Consider the following 20,042-nt stretch of genomic DNA (forward strand, 5'->3'; position numbering starts at 1 on the left):
TCATTCAAGGGTGGAGATGAGCGTGCGCGGAATATCCGGCGGCGCGATCGCGGTGCCCATCGCCTGGCTCGACATCCAGTCGGTGCGGGACTCCACGGTGTGCAGCTTGAGCTGCGATGGAGCGCCCAAAGTCTCGAAGACCGTTCGGTGTTCGGCGTGCACCGCGCAGATGACGCGAATACCCCGGCGCAGCGCGGGCAGGAGGTTGAGGTCGGTCATCTGCAGCAGGTCGTCGCTCAACTGCGGTCCGAACTCGAAGCCCAGTAGATTGCCGGGAAGCTGTGGCTCGGCCACCTTGCCGGCGGCCAGCAGCCGCTCCCAGGACACCCGGAACATGCGGACGAGTTCGGCGCGGTGGCCGTCTTTCAGGGCCTGGGCGTACGCCTTTCCATTGAACACAGGCTCCCACAGCACCAGCTGGGCGGGCGGTGTTTTCGCACGAAGGGCCGCGCGCAACGCGATGTTGGCGCCCAGGCCCATGCCGAACCAGTGGACGGGTGCGTGGTCGCCCTGCGCGAGCAACTCGTGCGCTGCCAGGACGTCGTCCACCCAGGGCGCGAGCGATTGATGCCCTTCGTCGCCAGGTGAGTCGCCGGTGCCGTGGTAGTCGAAGCGCAGCGTCTCGCCGCCCTCGCGCGCCAGTCGGTCGGCCACCACGCGGTAGATCGCCGCGGTGCGCACGGCTTCCTGGCCCAGTGGGCGGCACAACAGAAATTTCGCGCGCAAGGCTGCGCCGGTTTCGGGCGTCATGTGCACACCCACCATGTCTCGGTTGGGGCGTCCGAATTGTCGAATGGATAAGCTCATGTAGTGCGGTGGCCCTGTTCCTCCCGGCTCAGGCGCGGTGGACCAGACGAACAAGTCGCTCGATCAGGCTGGGATTTGACGCAGGTTTTTCCTTGACGGTCGAAGCCGGGATGCTCGCGGTCGTCTCGCCATCATAGGCGGCGGCCAACTGGGCCAGGGTTTCGGACACATAGCGCCGGGGGCTGATCTGCTTGCCGATGCGTTGCTCGAGCTTTTGCACCGCCTGCATGGCCGTCAACGACGTGCCACCCAGATCGAAGAAATTGTCGTGTGGACGGATGTGGGCGATGCCCAACAACTCGCTCCAGACCGCCTGAATTTCCTGTGCGGTGGTGTTGCCACTGGGCCGCGTCGAGACACTGGCCTGGTGCGGACGCAACTGGACCGACTGCGTCGGATGCAGCCTGCCATCGGAGGTGCGGGCAATGCGCTCGAACCAGCGCACCTCGAGTACACCGCGTGCGGCCAGGGGCAGTGCGGCCTTCAGGCTGGCCATCGCGCGGTCGTTGTCGATGGGGGTGTCGCCGGTGGGCTGCAGGCCCACGACGAGTCGACGGCCCTGGGCATCACCGCCAAGGCCCACGGCCGCTGCCGCAACGCCGGGCAGGGCGATCGCGACACGTTCCAACGCCTCCAGCGCGATCCGCTGGCCGGCGAGGATAGTTTCGGCGCGCGTTTCACCCAGGTACTGCAGCTGGCCATCGCTGCGCCAGCGCACCAAGGCACCCGGGGTAGCCCAACGGTCGCCGCGCGAAGCGCGCAACCACAAGGGCGCGCTCATGCCGACCGCAACGGGTTCGCCGGCGCGCTCGGCCACCTGCAGCGTTTGGGCAACCAGCGGACGACCAAAGAGATTGAAGTCGTTGACGTGGGCGATCCAGCCCGCCGCGACCGGCAATGCACCGGCCCCCGGCTGGTACATCGACAACACGTTGGCGCCCGCGTCCAGCAGGCCCGCGACCAGGTCGGTGGAGCTCTCCTGGACATCGAGCACCGCGATCACGGGCAGGGAGGCACCTTGGCGTGCCTCGCGGATGCGGTTCCAGACGTTGACATCGGCGTGCACCAATCCCACCCGTTCGGTGGTCATGCGCCGGACCAGTTCGTTCCCGTTGTTGACCATGGCCTGGGTGGTGAACACCAGCGCGGCGCCAGTGCGCAGGGCCAGACCCAGCAAGGCGAGGTGGGACGCCGGCGTGGGGGACAGCGCCAGAATCTGATCCCCACCGAGCAGCTTGACCTGGGTCGCCAGTGCGGCGCTCACCAGGGACCACTGCTCGCGGTTGACCGGCAGCGACGGCGTTTTCGCCAAAGCGGTGGCGGTCTGCGCCTGGAGCGACGCCGAGGGCGCTGCGCTGTATCCGCTCACGGCCGCGGTGTCGATGCGCACCACGTTGGCCGGGAGGCCACCGCCCGGCAGCGTGTCGGCCAGCACCCAGCATGCGGCGCCGCTGGCATCGGCCAGGCACCCGGGCACGTCGTCGGCGTCGACGCTCAGACACGCGTGACCCGCCCGCAGCACCGCCAGGGCGGCGACGAGTTGGGCCACGGGATCGGACAAGGCGACGATCACCGTGCCAGGCGATCCTGTGGTGGGCAGTGGCAGCGCTTGCGCCGTGGCCGCCACCCGATGCTCCAGCTCTTTGGCATCCACGGTCGCGGATGCGGTGCGCACGACGGCGGTGCTGCCATGCTGCTGCGCGAGGTTGGACAAGGCGTTCAGCAGGTCATCGCTCGCCACCACGGGGGCGTCGAGCGCCTGCAAGGCTTGCAGCGCCTGCGCGTCGGGCGACATCAGCCGGGACACGGCTTGGGTCGGATCGGCCGCGACCGCGGCCAGCATGGACAGGAAGCGGTCGCGCACGGCCTGCGCCGTGGTGGGCAGGTACACGCCCGTGTCGTACTGGACGCTGACTTCGATGCCCGAGGGGATTTCGACCAGGCCCAGGTTCAGGTCTTCGGTCGAGCCCTTGTGGTGGACCAGCACGCGTTCGTGCGCCAGATCACCCCATTGCGTGGGGCGGTTGCGCGCATCCTGGAAAGTGAACATGGCCTGGTACAGGCTGCCGTGCACGCCGGGTTGTTCCGCTTCGAGCGCGCTCGCGATGCGCTCGAAGGGAACGTCCTGGTTCGAGAAGGCCGCGACCACCGTGGCGCGCACGCGCCCGATCCATTCGACCCAGGTCAGGGACGGATCCACCGGCAGGCGCACCGGGAGCATGTTGTTGAAGAAGCCCATGATGGGCTCGAGGTCCGGATGCGGACGGCCCCGCACCGGCACCCCGACGGTGGGGGTGGGCTCGCGCAGCAACTGCGACAGGATCACCGCGTAGACCGACAGTGCCACGATGCTCAGCGTTGAGCCGGTGCGCTTGGCCACGTCGCGCACGTGATCGGCTTCGGCGGCTGTGACCTTCTTGAACTCGATCGCCCCGATGCGGTGGGCGCCAGGTTGGCGGGTGAAATCCGCCTGCGGTGCCTTGACGGGGTGCTTCTGGAACTGGTCTTTCCAGAAGGCCATCTGCTGGGCCAGCTCTTCGCCCTCCAGCCACTTGCCATGCCATTCGGCGAAATCGCCGTACGACAGCGCCAAAGCGGGGAGCGGTGCCGGGTTGCCTTCGCAGAAGGCCTTGTAGTTGGCGTTCATTTCTTCGTACAGAAGATCGAACGACCAACCATCCCAGATCACGTGGTGCGTCATGAAGAAGAACACGTGGTGGTCCGCGTCCAGGCGGAACAGCCGAGCCTTGAACAAGGGGCTGTGGTCCAGCGCAAAGGGGTGCGACACCAGTTCCTGCACGCGCGCTTGCAGCGCGGCTTCGCGTTGCGCGGCAGGCAAAGCGCTCAGGTCTTCCAGCGGCAGCAGGGAGAAGGGCACGTCGTCGGTGACGGACTGCACAAAGGCATTGCCCACGCGGGTGACAGTGGTGCGCAGCGCATGTTGGCGCCGCACGACTTCGTTGAAGGCGCGATCGAAGGCCTCCAGCTGCATGTGACCCCGCAAACGGTGCGCCGACGGCACGTTGTAGACCACCCGATCGGGTTGCATTTCCTCGATGAAGCGGATGCGTTCCTGCATCAGCGTCAGCGGGCCTTGCTGTTGCTGCGACCGGTGCACGATGGGCGCGCGTTGGGGCGCGGTGCTGCCGCGTTGTTCGTCGATACGGCGCGCCAGCTTCTCGGCCGAGGGCGACTCGAACAGCATGCGCAGGTTGAGTTGCAGACCGAGCGCCTTGTTGAGCTGGCCGATCACCTTCGCCGCCAGCAGGGAGTGGCCGCCCAGCGCGAAGAAGTCCTCGTCGATGCCGACGGAGGACAGCTTGAGAACGGTCTGCATGGCGTCGACCACCGCCTTCTCGGTGTCGTTTCGCGCGGACTTGACTTCGCCGGTGGACATGGCGGGAGCCGGGCCGGTGGGCGCCGGCAGGGCCTTGCGGTCGATCTTGCCGTTGGGCAACAAGGGCATGGTGTCCAGCAACACGATTTGTTGCGGAAGCATGTAGTCGGGCAATCCGCCGCGCAGCGCTTCGCGCAGTGCGGTGGGATCGGGTTGGGGGCCGGCGTGGGGCACGGCGTAGCCCACCAGGCGCACGTCACCCGGGCTGTCCTCTCGGGCCATCACCACGGTGCGGGCAATGCCGGGCAGCGCTGCCAGTCGGGCTTCGATCTCACCCAACTCGATGCGGTAGCCTCGGATCTTGACCTGGAAATCCAGACGGCCCAGGTGTTCGAGCGTGCCGTCCTCACGCCAGCGGGCGAGGTCGCCGGTGCGGTAGATGCGCGCACCGGGCGCGGCATCAAACGGATCTGCCACGAACTTTTCGGCGGTGAGTTCGGGGCGCTTGAAGTAGCCGGTGGCCACACCGGCGCCGCCGATGCACAGTTCGCCTTCCTGGCCGATGGGGCAGGGCTTCATCTGCTCATCGAGTATCCAGACCTGGGTGTTGTCGATGGGGTGGCCGATGGTGATCTTCTGCTTCGCGTCGGTGATGCGGCACAGCGTGGACCAGACCGTGGTCTCGGTCGGCCCGTACATGTTCCAGAGTTCCAGCCCGGCGCCGAGCAGGCGTTCGGCCAGCGACGGCGGCAGAGGCTCCCCGCCGCACAGCGCGCGCATGCCGGTGGGCGCGCGCCAGCCGGCGTCGAGCAGCATGTGCCAGGTGGTGGGCGTGGCCTGCATCACGTTGATGCGCTGCTCGGTGATGAGCCGGGCCAAGGCTTCGCCATCCATGGCATCTTCGCGCTGGGCCAGCACCACACTGGCCCCCGTGGTCAGCGGCAGGAACAGTTCGAGCACGGCGATGTCGAACGACAAGGTGGTCACGGCCAGGAGCCGGTCGCCTGCCTGCAGGCCCGGTTCGCGGCGCATGCTCGCGAGGAAGTTGCACACCGCGTTCTGCGGCAGCACCACCCCCTTTGGTTTGCCGGTGGAGCCCGAGGTGTAGATCACGTACATGGGCGCGTTGTCCGCCCAGTCGGCTTGTCGCGGCAGGGCGCTGTCCGAGGCGGATGCGATCGAGGCGACGTCGTCATCGAGTCGAATCTGCTGCTCGCGTGGGACGCCCGACAAGCTGGCGTTGGCCGCGTCGGTGATCACCAGTCGCACGCCAGCGTCTTCGGCCATGTAGTGCAGGCGGTCCTTCGGGAATCCGGGGTCCAGCGGCACATAGGCCGCACCCGTTTTCAGGATGCCGAGCAGGGCGGGCACCAGATCGGGGCCGCGTGCGAGACAGACGCCCACCAGCATGCCCGCGCCGATGCCGCGCGAGCGCAGCAGTTGGCCAAAGCGGTTGGCGCGCGATTCGAGCGCGGCATAGCTCAGGCTGACCCCTTGGGAGATCAACGCCACGGCTTCGGGGGTCGCGGCGGCTTGGCGCGCGACCCATTGCTCCACGCGGCCATGGGGCTCTTGCGGGGTGGCGGTGGCCTTGTTCCAGGCGATAAGGCGCGGGTCCACCACGGGGCCTGGCACGGCGGCGGCGCTGGCGATGGGTGCAACTACTGCGGTGAGCACGGGCAGGGTTGCACTGGCGGGCGCGGCCATTTCGTGGATCTGCGTCTTGAGCGCTTCGACCAGTTCACGTGCACGCTCCAGGCTGAAGTACTCGCTGCTGTGGTGCAGGTCGAGGGTGAGCGCATCGTCCTGCTCGTAGAAGTTGAAGAACAGCTGGCTCAGCAGGCCGCGCTTGCGGCCCTCGTGCATGGTGGCTTGCAGGGGCGCGTAGGCCGAGAGGTCCACCTTGGGGTTGAGGTTGAAGTAGATGCCGGTGAGGGCCGGGCGGTCACCGCTGCTGCGGATGCCGAGCGCGCGGGCCACCGTGCCTTGCGTGATGAGGGGGTGTTCCAGCGCATCCATCAGATGGGAGCGCACGCGCTGCAACACGGCGTCGGTGCTCTCGCCCTGGGCGCAGGTCAGGCGCAGCGGAAGATCCAGCACGCCGTCGGCCATCAGCGGTCCGTGCTGTTGCAGGCTCTGGCTCGCGTAGGGAATGCACACCACGAAATCGCCCTGACCGCTGCGTTTGTGCAGCATCAGCGTGACGGCGGTGAGCAGCAGCTGGAACAGCGTGACGCCCGACTGCCTAGCATGCGCGCGCAGGCGGCCAAAGGCCTCGCCATCGATGCGCATCGAGCAGGTGTCCGCCGCGAAGCTGCGCGGTGTGGCGGGCGTGCGGTCTCCCAGGTTCAAGGGGGTGGGCGGGTTGCGCAGTTGTTGCTGCCAGAAGCGCAAGGCCTCCTGGCCATCCGGGCTTTCGAAGCGGGCCTGCTCTTCTTCGGCGAAATCCAGCGGGGATTCGGCGGGCTTGAATGGCGGCGGCATGCCCATGCTGCGGGCCTTGTAGGCGGTGGCGAGCTCGGCATTGAAGACGCTGGATGCCCAGCCGTCGAACACCAGGTGGCTGGCCACGACGTGCACGACAACCCGGCCATCGGCCAAGTCGAGCAGACTCACCGCCGCCAACGGTGCCTGATCAAGCGGGAACTCGCGCAGGCTGGCCTGGCTGCAGAAGTCGTCCAACGCTTTGTCCGCGTCGGCTTGCTGGCGCAGGTCAACCTCGGCGACCGGAATGGGTTTGGCGGGTGCGAGCGTCTGGCGCGGTTCGTCCAGGTTGAACTGAACGCGGAAGGTGTCGTGGCGGGTCAACACGTCGTGCAACGCTTGCTGAAGGGCCGTACGGTCGACCGGGCCTTTGAGGCTGACACACAGCGATTCGTTCAGGGCGCGGCGCGCTGAAGGATCGAAGCCGCCGGCGAGCCAGCGTTCGTTCTGGCCCGGAGTGATCTGGGCCTCTGTGCGCTGGGCAGCGCCGGTTTCGATGCCCCCCTTGGGCGGTGGGGGCGGTGTGCCGTCCTTGGGCAGGATGAAGCCCAGGCCCATGAGTTCGTCGATCGTCTCGGTGAACGCGCGGAAGATGCGGTCGGTGTGCTCGTCGGTCATGCCGGCGGTCACGAAGTGGCCGAACTGCTCGTACAGGTGCATGCCCTTGAAGCGCGCCAGGTGGTAGAAGAGGCTGACGTACTTCTGGTTGTCGTCCCATTGCAGGCGCCAGATGGACGCGCAGTGCACCGCCTTGACCGGCGCGCCGCGCACCGCGAAGGCGGTGTTGAGGCGGTCGATCAGGCGCTGGGTGCGGTCGTTGAGATCGCGGTAGAACGCGCGGCCGCCTTGTTTGATGTGCAGCAAGGTGGCGTGCGCGGCCGCCAGCGCAAGTGGGTGGCGCACGAAAGTACCGGCGAAGTAGGTGACGCCCGCCTCGGGGTAGGAATCGTCACCGAATTGCCAGTGGCCGCCGTCCAGCGCGTCGAGCCAGTTGGCGTTGCCGGCGATGGCCGCGAACGGCAGGCCGCCACCGATGACTTTGCCGTAGGTGGCGATGTCGGCACGCACGCCGTAGAACTCTTGTGCACCGCCGGGTGCCACGCGAAAGCCCGTCACCACCTCGTCGAAGATCAGCGCGCAGCCGGCCTTGTCGGCGATCTGGCGCAGCGACTGCACGAACTCGCGGGGCTGGATCGTGGGGTACTTGTTCTGGATCGGCTCGGTCATGATGGCCGCCAGATCGTGGCCTCGCTCGCGCAGGATGCGCAGCGAGTCTTCGCTGTTCCAGTCCAGCACCAGGATGTTCTCCACGGTGTTGGCCAGGATGCCGGGGGCGGCCGAGACCGAGCGCAACTGCTTGGTGCCGCGCACCACCACTTCGTCAAAGATGCCGTGGTAGGAGTTGCTGAAGATGGCGATGGTCTTGCGGCCGGTCACGGTGCGCGCGATGCGCATGGCGCCCATCACGGCCTCTGAACCGGTGTTGCAGAAGCCCACGCGCTCCATGCCGGTGAACTCGGTCATGAGCTTGGCCACCTCGGCGGCCAACGGGTGCTGTGGACCGACTTCGAAGCCCTGGTCCACCTGCTGGTGCAGCGCCTGGGCAACGCCGGCGGGCTGGTAGCCCAGCAGGTTGCCGCCGAAGCAGGACAGCAGATCGATGTATTCGTTGCCATCGAGGTCCCACATGCTGGCGCCGCTGGACCGATTGACCACCAGCGGATAGATCAGGTCCTTCCACAGCGGATTGAAACCGGTGACCACGCGCGGGTCGGCCATGACCTTGCGGTATTGCTGGCTGAAGGCCTTGGACTTGGCGGAGCGGGCGGTGGAGCGTGCGATGAAGTCGTCGAGCCAGCGCCGCTGATCCGGTGTGAAATCACCCTGCGCTTGCAGCGTGAGGCGCGGTGACGCGCCGAAGGGCTTTTCGACCAGCGATTTGAGCGAGGGCTGCACCGGGTCCGTTGCGCTGCCGGGCGCTGTCGCCGCGGTGGGCGCCAGTGCGGAGGGAGCTGCAGCGGCGGCGGGTGCGGCCATCGCAGCGGGCACGGCAACCGTGGGCGGAACGGGGAGGCTGGCCGGCAGCGGCTGTCCGGCGAGCACGGCGAGCTGCTGCGCCATCAACTGCATCTGTTGTTGCATCAGTTGGTGAACGGCGCTGGCGTCGCCTGGCAGCAGTGCCATGGGCATGGCCGCTGGCGCTACGTAGGTCGCTGCCGCGGCGGACATGGCGGCCGGCATGGCCGCCGAGACCGCAACGGGTGCGGCAACCGGCGCGGCAACAGAGGGCACTGGCGCTGGCGGCGCGAACTGATCGGGTGGCAGTTCGCCGTCAAGGAACTGCGCAAGTGCGTCGATGCTGCGGTACTTCTCCATCAACTGCCGGAAGGTCAGCGCGACGTTGAACGTCTTCTTCACCTGCAACGCCGCTTGTGTGAGGCTCAGGGAGTCGAGTCCGAGTTCCAGGAAACCGGTGGCCGAGTCGGCGCTGTCGATGTCGACGCCCGCCACATCCTCGAACAGTGCGCGCAATCGCGCTGCCAGCAGCGCAGGCCGCGCATTCGAGGGGGTGGCAGAGGCGGGCGAAGGAGTGGCTGTGGACATGATCGTGGTGCTGATGGTGGGGGCGACAGCGGCCGCGCTGACATCGGGAAGGGTGGAAGCTGAAAGGGCCTGCGGCGCAGCCTGTGGCAATGGCGCCGAGGGAAGCGCGGCGTCGAGCCAGAAGCGCTTGCGTTCGAACGGATAGGTCGGCAGCCGCACACGGCGTCTGCCCTGGTTCGCCACCGGCTGCGCCAGTTCCAGACCCAGGGTCCAGAGCTGACCGCGCGCGTGCAGGAGCAGGGCGGTTTCGGTCTCGGGCGCATCACCCAGGCTGGGCACGCAGACCGCCGCGCGCTTGCCCGCGCCATGCTGGCGAACCAAGGTGGACAGCGTGCCACGGGGGCCGATTTCCAGGAAGGCGACTTCTCCGGTCGCGAGCGCGCTCTTGATCGCGGGCGAGAAACGCACCGCTTCGCGCAGATGGCGCGCCCAGTAGCCCGGATCGGTGGCTTCGGACGCCTGCATCGCTTGGCCAGTGAGCGTCGAGATGATGGGGATCTGCGGTGCCGAGAGGCGCACCTGGCGCACAGCAGCCTCGAACGGCGCCACGGCGTCGTGCATCATCGACGAGTGGAACGCGTGCGAGGTCTGCAGCAGGCGAGCGACGATACCGTCGGCTTCCAACTGTGCCTGCCAGGCCTGCACTGCGGGCGTCGGGCCGGCCACCACGCAGGCGCTCGGACCGTTTTCGGCGGCAAGCGAGAGTTCGGGGGGCAGCAACGGCATCAGCTTGTCGAGCGACAGACGCACCGACAACATGCTGCCGCCGGGCAGGGCCTGCATGAGCGCTCCGCGCCGGGCCACAAGACGCGCCGCATCGGCCAGCGGCATGACGCCCGCGAGCACAGCCGCCGCAAACTCGCCGACGCTGTGACCCACAAGGGCTTGCGGGCGGGCGCCTTGTGCAAGCCACGAACGGGCCAGCGCGTACTCGAGCGCGAACGTGGCCGGTTGCGTGGTGTCCGTCGCCACCAGTGCATCGGGGCCGCCATCGAACATGCGGGCCTTCAGGTCGTAAGGCAATACATCCTTGAGCGCCTCCAGACATTCGTCGAAGGCCACGCGGAAAGCATCGTCATGGGCGTACAGCTCGCGGCCCATGCCGGCGTACTGTGCACCCTGACCCGGGAAGAGCCACACCAGGGGCGGCACGGCCGCACCGACTTCGCGCAGTGCGCGCTGGGCGTGGTCGCCCGTGCGCAGTGCATCGACGCAGTCGGCGGGGGATGCGCCCACCACCGTGAGCCGGTGGGCAAACCGGCTGCGGCCCACGCGCAGGGTGTGGGCGGCGTCGGCCAGATTCAGGTCGGGATGCGCGGTGAGATGTTCGGCCAGTTGCTGGGCCATGACGTCGAGCGCGGAACGCGTGCGGGCCGATAGCTGCAACAGTTGCGGGCCGGCCGTCGCAGCGGACGGGGCCACCAACGGCGCTTCCTCGAGCACGGCGTGGGCGTTCGTGCCGCCGACGCCGAAGCTGCTGACACCGGCGCGGCGCGGCTGTGGTCCGCGTGGCCAAGGCGTTCGTTCGCTGTTCACGACGAACGGGCTGTTGGCGAAATCGATATTGGGATTCGGTCGGTCGAAATGGATCGTCGCTGGCAGTTGTTCGGTGGCCAGCGCCAGGGCTGTCTTGATCACGCCGGTGGCGCCTGCGGCCGTGACCAGATGGCCCACGTTACTCTTGACGGAGCCAATCCGGCAGAAGCCGGTGTCTTTCGTACCTCGGCGGAACGCGCGGGTAAGGCCTTCCACTTCGACGGGGTCGCCCAGCGGTGTGGCGGTGCCATGTGCCTCGACGTAGGAAATGCTGCGCGGATCGACACCGGCGTCTTCGTGGGCGGCTGCGATCACGGCCGCCTGACCTTGCACGCTGGGTGCGGTGAAGCTGGCTTTGCCGCCGCCATCGTTGTTGGTGGCAATGCCACGGATGAGGGCAAAGACGTGATCGCCATCGGCTTGCGCGTCGGACAACCGTTTGAGCAGCAACACGGCGGCGCCGTCGTTGAAGGCGGTGCCGCTGGCGTCGCCGTCGAAGGTACGGGTATGTCCGTCCCTCGAGAGCATCGCGCCTTCCTGGTACAGGTAGCCACTGCGGGGAGGAGACGTCACCGAAGCCGCCCCGGCCAGCGCCATGTCACAGCGTCCCAGGCGCAGGCTGTCCACGGCCTGCGCAATCGCCACCAGGGAGGTGGAACAGGCGGTGTGGATGGCAATGGCCGGGCCCTTGAGATTGAGCTTGTGCGCCACACGCGTGGCCACGTAGTCCTTGTCGTTGCCGACCATGACCTGGAACTCGCCCAGCCGATCGATGGCCTCGGGGTGTGCCATGACGTTGCGATGCAGGTAGGTGGGCGTGTAGACGCCGGCGAACACCCCGACGGCCTGTTCGGTCCGGTCGGGCGCGTAGCCGGCACGCTCCAGGCATTCCCAAGCAATTTCGAGGAACACCCGGTGCTGCGGGTCCATCACCTCGGCTTCCCGTGCCGAGATGCCGAAGAAAGCGTTGTCGAACAGTTCAATCCCGTCCACCACGCCACGGGCCTTCACGTAGTTGGGGTCGTCGCGCAGTGTGGATGGGACGCTGGGATCCAGCGTGTCGAGCGTGAACTGCGTGATGGCATCGCGGCCCGCGATCAGGTTGTCCCACAGCGCTTCCACCGTGGCGGCGCCGGGAAAACGACCGGCCATGCCGACGATGGCGATGGGGTCGTCGTCGTGGTATACGCGCCGCGCCTTTTTCGGAATTGCCACGGCAGCCTCGTTCTGTTCCGACGGTGGCGCAAGGCATTCGGCCAGCGTGGCAGGGCTGGGGTGGGCAAAGATGGTGGGCGCGGACAAGGTCTTGCCCGTCAGGCGGGTCAAACCTTCGAGCACCCGCATGGCCAGCAGCGAGTTGCCACCCAGATCGAAGAAGTTGTCGAGGCGCCCCACCTGGTCGATGCTGAGCACGGTGCCGAACACCTCACAGCAACCCGCTTCGAGCGCGTTGACCGGCGCCTGGTACGGCACCGAAAGCTCTGGCCGGGCACCGCTGGGCGGCAGCAGGGCATGGCGGTTGATCTTTCCGTTGGGCAGCAGCGGAATCTCTACCATGGGCACGAAGTGCTGCGGCACCATGTACTCGGGCAGATGGGCCGACAGGTGCTCGCGCATCGAGGACACCGACGGCATGGCCTGGTGCGGCACCACGTACGCCACCAGCCGCACATCGCCAGGCCGGTCTTCGCGCGTGATCACCACCGCGCGTGCCACCGCCGGGTGGGCGCACAACTGCACCTCGATCTCACCCAGCTCGATGCGGTAACCGCGCACCTTGACCTGATGATCGGCGCGGCCCAGGCACTCGAGGATGCCGTCGGCGCGCCAACGGCCGAGGTCGCCCGTCTTGTAGAGACACGCGCCAGGAGCACTCGAGAAAGGATCGGGCACGAACCGCTCGGCGGTGAGGTCCGGCCGATTCAGATAGCCGAGCGTGACGCCGTCGCCGCCAATCCAGAGCTCGCCCGTGACGCCCACAGGCAGCGGACGCATGCTCGGATCCAGCACATGGAACTGGGTGTTCTGCACGGGCTTGCCGATGGGGATCGGCACCGAGGGAGACGTGACGTGGTGGAAGCTCGACCACACTGTGGTTTCGGTCGGTCCATAGCCGTTCCAAAGCTCGGCCACGCGCGGAATGAGTTCGGTGGCGAGGTCGGGTGGCAGAGGTTCGCCGGTACAGATGGCCTTCATGCCTCTGTGGCCGGGCCAGCCCGCGGCCAGCAGCAGCCGCCATGTGGATGGCGTGGCATCGACGAAGTTGACCTGCTGCCGCTCGATGAGGGCACGCAAGGCGGTGCCGTCGGTGGTTTCCGCGCGGTCGGCCACCACGATCCGGGCACCCACCGTCATGGGCAGGATGACCTCGGACACCGCAATGTCGAACGAGAGTGTGGTCACCGCCAGCACCACGTCGGACGGGCCCATGCCCGGCACCTGGGCCACACTCTGCAGCAGGTTGACGACCGAGCGGTGCGGCACGCGCACGCCCTTGGGTTTCCCCGTCGAGCCCGAGGTGTAGATGACGTAGGCGGGCATTTCGCTGTGCGCGCCGTTTGCCGGGGGCGTGGCGGCGGCCGATGCGATGTGGTCGAGCATGAGCACGGCGGAGTGGGCAGGCTTCCAGCTATCGGCCACCGACTCATCGCAGAGCACCAGGCTGAGCGCCGCATCCTCGGCCATGAAGTCCAGGCGATCCACGGGGAAGGAGGGATCCAAGGGAACGTAACCCGCGCCCGCCTTGAGGATGCCGTAGACACCGACCATCATCAGGTGGTTGCGCCCGCAGGACAGGCCAACCAGGTCTCCTGCTTGCACGCCACGCTTGCGCAGCTCCTCGGCCACGCCGTAGGCGCGTCGCTGAAGCTCGAGGAAGGTCAGCGTTTCCTCGCCTGCACTGACCGCAATGGCATCGGGGGTGCGTTGGACATGGGCATCGATCATGGCCTCGACGCGCAACGAGCGGTCCAGCCAGGCGTGGTTGGCGTTGAACTGCGTCAGCAGCGTCTGGTCTTCGCCGACGGGGATGAGCAGCTTCGCCAGCGGTTGGTCGAGGTTGTCGGCCAGGCCAACGAGGATCTGCTGGTACAGATCCAGCCAGCGCCGCACGGTGGAGCCGTCGAAGAGATCGCTGTTGTGTTGGCAGCACAGCAGAATGCCCCGTGCGTCTTGCTCCGCGTTGAGAAACAGTTCGAAGTGCTCGGCCACGCGCGGCGGTGTCCATACAGCGCATTGCACACCCTGAAGTCCCAACACGGCGGCGTCGAGGCTGGGGTTGAGGTTGAATTTGACGCAGGCCAGTGGAAGGCGGCCTTGCTCCGAGGCCGGGTTGAAACGCTCCAGCAGCAGTTCAAGCCCGCAGCTCATGTGGTCGTATGCATCCAGAACCGCGTGCTGGGTGGTTGCCAGCAGGGCATTGGCCGGCGCATCGACGTCCACGGCCAGACGAACCGGCAGGTGGGAAACGCATTGCCCCACCAGGCGATCGAGACCTTCGGAGAGTTGAGCCGCCGCCGGCACGGCGATGACCACATCCGAGCTACCAGAAAGGCGGGCCAACAGGGCCGCGTAGCCCGCGCACAGAATGCTGAAGAGGCTGGCGCCCTGGCGGCCAGCGGTGGACTTCAGGCGTGCAACAAGGTCGGGCTCGAGTCGAAGTTCCTGCCGCTGCGACGCGAAGGTGCGCACTGCCCCACGTGCACGATCTGTGGGGAGATCGAGTGTCGGCCACGCGTCCGCGTACACGGATTCCCAATATGTCAGGTCGGTTTCGCGGCGGACGGCCGCTGGACCCGCAATCTCGTCTCGGGCGAACTGGATGAAGCTGGGAGCGGCTTCGAGCGCGGCAGGCGCGGCTGAACCACCGACTTGAGTTTGGTACAGCGCAACCAGCTCTTCAATCAAGATGCCAAACGACCAGCCATCGCACACCACATGGTGGGCCACCAGGCCAACCGCCAGATCGTTGTGACCCAGGTCCACCATCACGACCCGGAAAACCCGACCCTGTTGAATGTCCAGGGGCTCCATCACGAGCGAGTGAAGAACCTGCTGGAGGCGTTCCTCCCTCCCGGCCTGGGGCAACGATGAGAGGTCCACTCGCTGCACCTCTGCCGCGGGCGGGCGGGCCAACAACATACCCGTACCCTGAATGTGCAGGTTTAGCGCATCGTGCCGTGCTATCAGGGTCTGGATGGCCGCCAGGATGGCGGTATGGTCGACAGAGCCTCTGATGCGCAAAGCGCGCGCCTCGTTCCAGGCGAGTGTCGCGTCGGCGGCGAGGGGGATCGTATTGGCAACAGCCCGCTGGGCGGAAGTCAGGGGAATCTCGGACACACTGCGCGTCGAGATCTGCTTCGAGTCGAAATCCACGAGGTCACTCCTTGGGCGTTGCCCGCCATCGATGCTGCGGTTGTCCGACCTTGCGGCGTTGGTGGCTTACCCGCTGCACCGCGACGCTCTTCCCGGCAGATAAGTTGTCAGACTAATGCAAAGGAGTAGCATCGGAAACTTGTGTAACAAATCATAACGGCGAAATGTCGCGTTTTTTCTCAATTTCGGGCGGCCTGCGCAACATAACGCACGTGTTGAGGTAGATCAATCATCGCGGCTTGGGCGCGCGCCCAGCCAACGTTTTTGGTGCGGATCATCTCGACATTGTTATCAGTAAGTGGTTCCAAGTCTGTGGACAAATTACATACCTTCTCGTTCTGGACAGGTTTTTGGGGTGCAACGGCAGTGTTCGCGACGGCCATCGTGATGCTGGCGTCCTGTCCGGCTGTCCAGGACGGCCTGCTGTGGCGCCTGGAGCGTCTGCAAAGTTCGCCCACCTTGAGCCAGCGCATTTTTGAACGGCGGCTTGTGGGGCACCATTTGAGCCTGGATGGTAGGGTGCCGCCGGCCTCTACTTTGTTTTTTGGCGACAGCCACATCCAGGCCCTGCCCCTGGGTGGGTTGCCGAGCGCCTACAACTTCGCTATCGGTGGCGAATCGGCGCAGCGGCTGGCGTTGCGGTTGTCTCGATACACCTCGTTGCCCTTGGCGGGTGCCGTTGTCATCGGCACGGGCACCAACGACCTGTTCGAGGGGCGAAGTGTTGCTCAGACCCTCGATGCGTGGGGCGAGATACTTGGGCAGTTGCCCAAGGCCACGAAAGTCGTGTGCGTTGAAATCCCTGTCAACCTCGCCGTTGCCCATGCGGCACGGCATGAAGCCTTCAATCGCCAGCTTGCCCAGTTGTGCCTGCAAAAAGGCCATTCGGTGGTGTCATCGCCCCGGGGTGATGACACCACCGCCAATATCGCCTTCTCTGCGGACGGTGTTCATCTGAATGCTGCGGGTTCCCAGTGGCTGATGGAACGTATTGAAGAACGTGTTTTGAAGAAGGTCCCATGAAAGAGTCCGCGTCACATTCGCATCACCAACCCGCACTCGACTGGCTCCGAGGCCTGGCGGCCCTCGCCGTGGTGATGTTTCACTACTTTTACAAGGGTCCTAAGGAGGGCTGGGTGCAGGAGAACCAGCACCCCATCCTGGAAACAGTGGCCTCTTACGGTTACCTAGGCGTGCATCTGTTTTTCATGATCAGTGGCTACGTGATCATGATGACTGCCCAGAATTCCAGCTTGCGCCGCTTTGTGGCCTCGCGCGTGGCCCGCTTGATTCCCGCTTTCTGGATTTGCATGACCCTGACGGTGATCATCGAACTGCTGGTTCCCTCCTCGCCTTTCAAGCCAGCGTCATGGGCGCAGTACGTGGCCAATTTGACAATGCTGCCCAAGGCCTTTGGTCAGGAGCCCATCGATGGGGCTTACTGGTCGTTGGCGGTAGAGATCAATTTCTATGCCTGGATCGCTTTGATCATTGCAGTCGGGCAACTCAAGCGCATCGAAACCTTCCTGGTCCTCTGGCTAGGCCTTTCTCTTGTGAATTTCCTGCGGCCCATGTACCCGGTCGAGGTTTTCACGAGCGCACATTGGGCGCCCCTGTTCAGTGCCGGCGCGTTTTTCTTCCTGGTTCGCCACTCGGGTTGGACGCCGCTTCGCCGTTTCGGCATGTTCGCTGCCCTGGTACTGGCATGCCTCTATGCATGGCGTGAGACGGGGCCTGTGGCGGATGTCGCGCAGTTGATGAGATTTGGCAAAGGTCCACATCACCTGATCGTGCAAGGCATCATGGTCTTGTACTTCTTGTTGTTCGCCGCGGTCACCATGGGGTGGATCCGCATGGAGAATTCGAAGTGGGGCGACTTGTCCGGCCGGTTGACCTACCCGTTGTACCTGGTCCACCAGAATGCAGGTTATGCGGTGTTGGGCGTCATGACCGCGACCGGTGTGGCGGCCTCGGGGGGAATGACCTTGGTGTCGATCGGTGTCATTGCGCTGGCCCTGCTGGTGGCCTGGCTGGTCAATGTCCATGTTGAGCAGCGCTGGAGCCCCAAAGTTCGACGCTGGATCGCCGGGTGACAATGGGCCAGTAGGGGAGATTCAACCGAGAAACCATGGGAGGATATGTCGTGCACTTTTCGGATTTTCCGCCACAACCTGTCGACCTGGATCTCAAGTCGCCGGTGCTGTTGGTCGTGGTCGATACGGAAGAGGAGTTCAACTGGAGCCTTCCCTTTGACCGAGGATCCGTGGCAACGCGCTCTATTCCCGCGCAGGATCGGGTGCATGAGATCTATGACCGATGGGGCGTGGTGCCGACGTATGTCATGGACTATCCCGTGGCAACGTCGCCCGTTGCAGCGCACTACCTGCGTGCCCTGGTCGATGAAGGAAGGGCAGAATTCGGAACGCATTGCCACCCCTGGGTCACACCGCCGCATGGTGAAGCGGTCACCGTATTCAATTCCTTCCACGGCAACCTGCCCGTGGAGTTGGAGGCCGCGAAAATTCGGGCTTCAACCGATGCCGTTGCCCAGGCATTTGGACAGGCGCCCACTGTGTTCAAGGCGGGGCGATACGGTCTGGGGCCCCACACGATGGATATCCTCAAGGAGCTCGGCTACACGGTTGATTGCAGCTACGTGCCCCACACCAGCTTTTCGCAGGAGGGCGGGCCTAGCTTCTACCGCACGCCGGTGCAACCTTTCTTCACCGACCCCGATCGGGCATTGCTGGAGGTGCCGATGACGGTTGGTGTCTGCGGTGTCCTGGGTGGGGTCGGTCGCCGAATGCCGGCGATCTTCGATCACCCCTTGTCAAGAGCGGGCCACCTTCCCGGCATGGCGAACCGCCTGGGTTTGTTGGAGCGGTTGCGGTTGAGCCCGGAGGGCTTCGATCTCGACAGCCAGATCCGCGTCATGACCGCCTTGTTCAATCAAGGCATCAAGGTGTTCACACTCACGTATCACTCTCCGACGTTGCAGCCCGGGAACACGCCGTACGTGGGCAATCAGGAAGAGTTGACGCAGTTTCTGGCCACCATCGAAGGTGTTCTCTCATTCTTCCGGGATCGGCTCGGGGGTCGATTCTCTACACTGAAGGAGATCGATCGACTGGCGAGATCGCAAGAGGCTTCCCTCGCTTGAAACAAAACGGGCTGAGGTGGTGTGCCTCAGCCCGTCAGGTTTGGTTTTGTGCTTCAAGCCCAGTGGTCAGCGGGGCACGATGGCCCAGTTGGGATCGACGGCAAACGCGGCATCGAGCTTGGGCGTGAGCGCTTTCCAACGCGTGTAGGTGGCGGCGGCATTCGCGACACCGGCGTTGGCCGAAGCCCCCATCATGGCTCGAGAGTTGGCCGCGTAGCAGTCTGCGCAGTCCGGATAGGCTTCCGTGAGGATGGGCATGTTGTTGCAACTCTGGCCCACCGCCGATGGGTAGTTGCGGGCGAACAAGGCGCTCCAGGAGGTGATGAACTTGCCCGCGGTGTCCTTGACGTACCAGTAGTAGCCCGGTGCCTTGGCCGCGCAGAACCCTTCGGACTCCTTGTTGTAGCGGCCCACGGTGAAAGGGCTGATCCAGTCCAGCGCACTCTTGGCCTGGGTTTCGCCGTTTTCCGCCATCAGGCTCAACACAATGGCCATGAAGTCGTTCTGCCAGGGCGCGGCTTGCCCGTCCATGGTCAGCTCGGTGGTCATCGGCCCCAGCGGCGAGGTGGCGGTATTGCCGGCCTTGAAGTAGGTCGCATAGTCCGTCAGGTTGGCAGCGAGCTTCGTCTTGAAGTACGCCTTCATCGCGTGCGTATCGGGCAGCGCTGCCTGCGCCTCCCAGATGGAACGCATCACCCAGGCCTGGCCGCGCAACTGATCCCAGCGCACCAGACCTTGGCCATCCTTGCGGAAGTACGGGTCCACGGCCGCGATGTTCCAGGACGACCAGAACATCATCTCATCGAGGTAGAAGGCATCACCCGAGACGAGATAGGGGATGTAGGCGAACGAGGCCTGGTGCGCCGTGTCGGGCTCCCAGACGGTGGTGCCCGTCGGTTTGGGCAGCGCCGGGCTGGAGGTGCCATACAGCGTGGAAATGGTCGGGTAGGAGTCCAGGCTGACCGGGTGGTCGGTCTTCTCGTCGCGGTAGTGAACGGGCACACCGGCGGCGGCATCCGCATTGGCCATCATGCTCGCGCGGGCCCGGTCGTCCTGCGTGACCAGGTACAGCGCGGTCCAGCGCGGCACCGGGCCGATGTCCCAGCGAGAGCCCGTGGTGGGGAAGTAGGTCTGCAGCATGGCCGGACCCATGGGCGCGGTGTTCGAGGCCGCCAGTGTGCGGGCCTCCTCCGCCAGCACCGATTCGGGCACCTTCAAGCTCAGGTCGTAGTTCCAGGTGGCGCGGCTGGCCAGGAAGTACGGCATGTTGTGGCGCAGGCGCACCTGCGGGTCAGTGCTACCGGTCCACAGCACCTTGTGCCAGCGGGCGTGGTGGTTGTGGGTGAAACGGGGCTGTGTATGAACGACCTGGCCATTCCTGCGCACCGTCAGTTCGTAGGTGATGTTGCCCGGGTTGGCCTTGTAGGTCCAGTTGTTTTCCAGCACCATGTCCGTGCGGATGCGTGCGCCGCCTTCGTACAGGCGGGTGTGCAGCCGGGCCGTGAGGTGCGGGTGCTCGGCATTGGTGGCGCTGTCCTTGAGGGGGGCCACCACGGTGTACTCCGTGGCCACCGCGCCATTGAGCCGCACGCCCTTGCCTTGCGCAATCTGCTGCTTGAGCAGGTCCTGGGGCTTGGCCACCAGGGTCGAGATCAGGGTGCTGCCGTTGTAGACCTTGGCTTCGAGCTCCAGATTCCAGTCCGGGCTGGCGGGAACGGTTTGCGTGGCGGTGCTTTTGGC

At 65.7% G+C, this 20,042-nt stretch carries 6 protein-coding genes; 3 read left to right on the forward strand and 3 right to left on the reverse strand.

The genetic code is table 11. From position 1 onward, the window contains the following. Entirely contained in the window at positions 1–750 is a 750-nt protein-coding gene (locus FFS09_RS10670; protein ID WP_171019970.1) for a serine aminopeptidase domain-containing protein, read from the reverse strand. A gap of 85 nt (positions 751–835) precedes the next feature. Beyond that, entirely contained in the window at positions 836–15,142 is a 14,307-nt protein-coding gene (locus tag FFS09_RS10675; RefSeq protein WP_137918853.1) for a non-ribosomal peptide synthetase/type I polyketide synthase, read from the reverse strand. A 312-nt stretch (positions 15,143–15,454) separates the two neighbouring features. Here FFS09_RS10675 and FFS09_RS10680 point away from each other — a divergent pair, with 312 nt between their 5' ends. The 3 genes from FFS09_RS10680 to FFS09_RS10690 are packed head-to-tail and all read left to right on the forward strand — an operon-like array spanning position 15,455 to position 18,302. Further along, positions 15,455–16,165, forward strand: a complete 711-nt coding sequence (locus tag FFS09_RS10680) for a GDSL-type esterase/lipase family protein (protein ID WP_137918854.1) — start codon at positions 15,455–15,457, stop codon at positions 16,163–16,165. After that, positions 16,162–17,235: an acyltransferase family protein gene (locus tag FFS09_RS10685; protein ID WP_137918855.1), complete on the forward strand. Its 1,074-nt coding sequence runs from the start codon at positions 16,162–16,164 to the stop codon at positions 17,233–17,235. The genes FFS09_RS10680 and FFS09_RS10685 overlap by 4 nt, the downstream gene beginning before the upstream one ends. Positions 17,236–17,285: 50 nt before the next feature. Then, positions 17,286–18,302: a polysaccharide deacetylase family protein gene (locus tag FFS09_RS10690; protein WP_137918856.1), complete on the forward strand. Its 1,017-nt coding sequence runs from the start codon at positions 17,286–17,288 to the stop codon at positions 18,300–18,302. A gap of 66 nt (positions 18,303–18,368) precedes the next feature. Here the strand turns inward: FFS09_RS10690 and FFS09_RS30625 are convergent. Continuing rightward, positions 18,369–20,042, reverse strand: a 1,674-nt coding sequence (locus FFS09_RS30625; RefSeq protein WP_171019971.1) for a hypothetical protein, incomplete at its 5' end; no start/stop codon positions are given.

This window comes from Hydrogenophaga sp. 2FB, from assembly GCF_005503365.1.
Classification (GTDB): Bacteria; Pseudomonadota; Gammaproteobacteria; order Burkholderiales; family Burkholderiaceae_C; genus Hydrogenophaga.

What these genes read in the sequence shown, in the direction of transcription:
- FFS09_RS10670 (WP_171019970.1), bottom strand. Translation starts at nt 750, where the DNA reads ATGACGCCCGAAACCGGCGCAGCCTTGCGCGCGAAATTTCTGTTGTGC.
- FFS09_RS10685 (WP_137918855.1), top strand. Translation starts at nt 16,162, where the DNA reads ATGAAAGAGTCCGCGTCACATTCGCATCACCAACCCGCACTCGACTGG.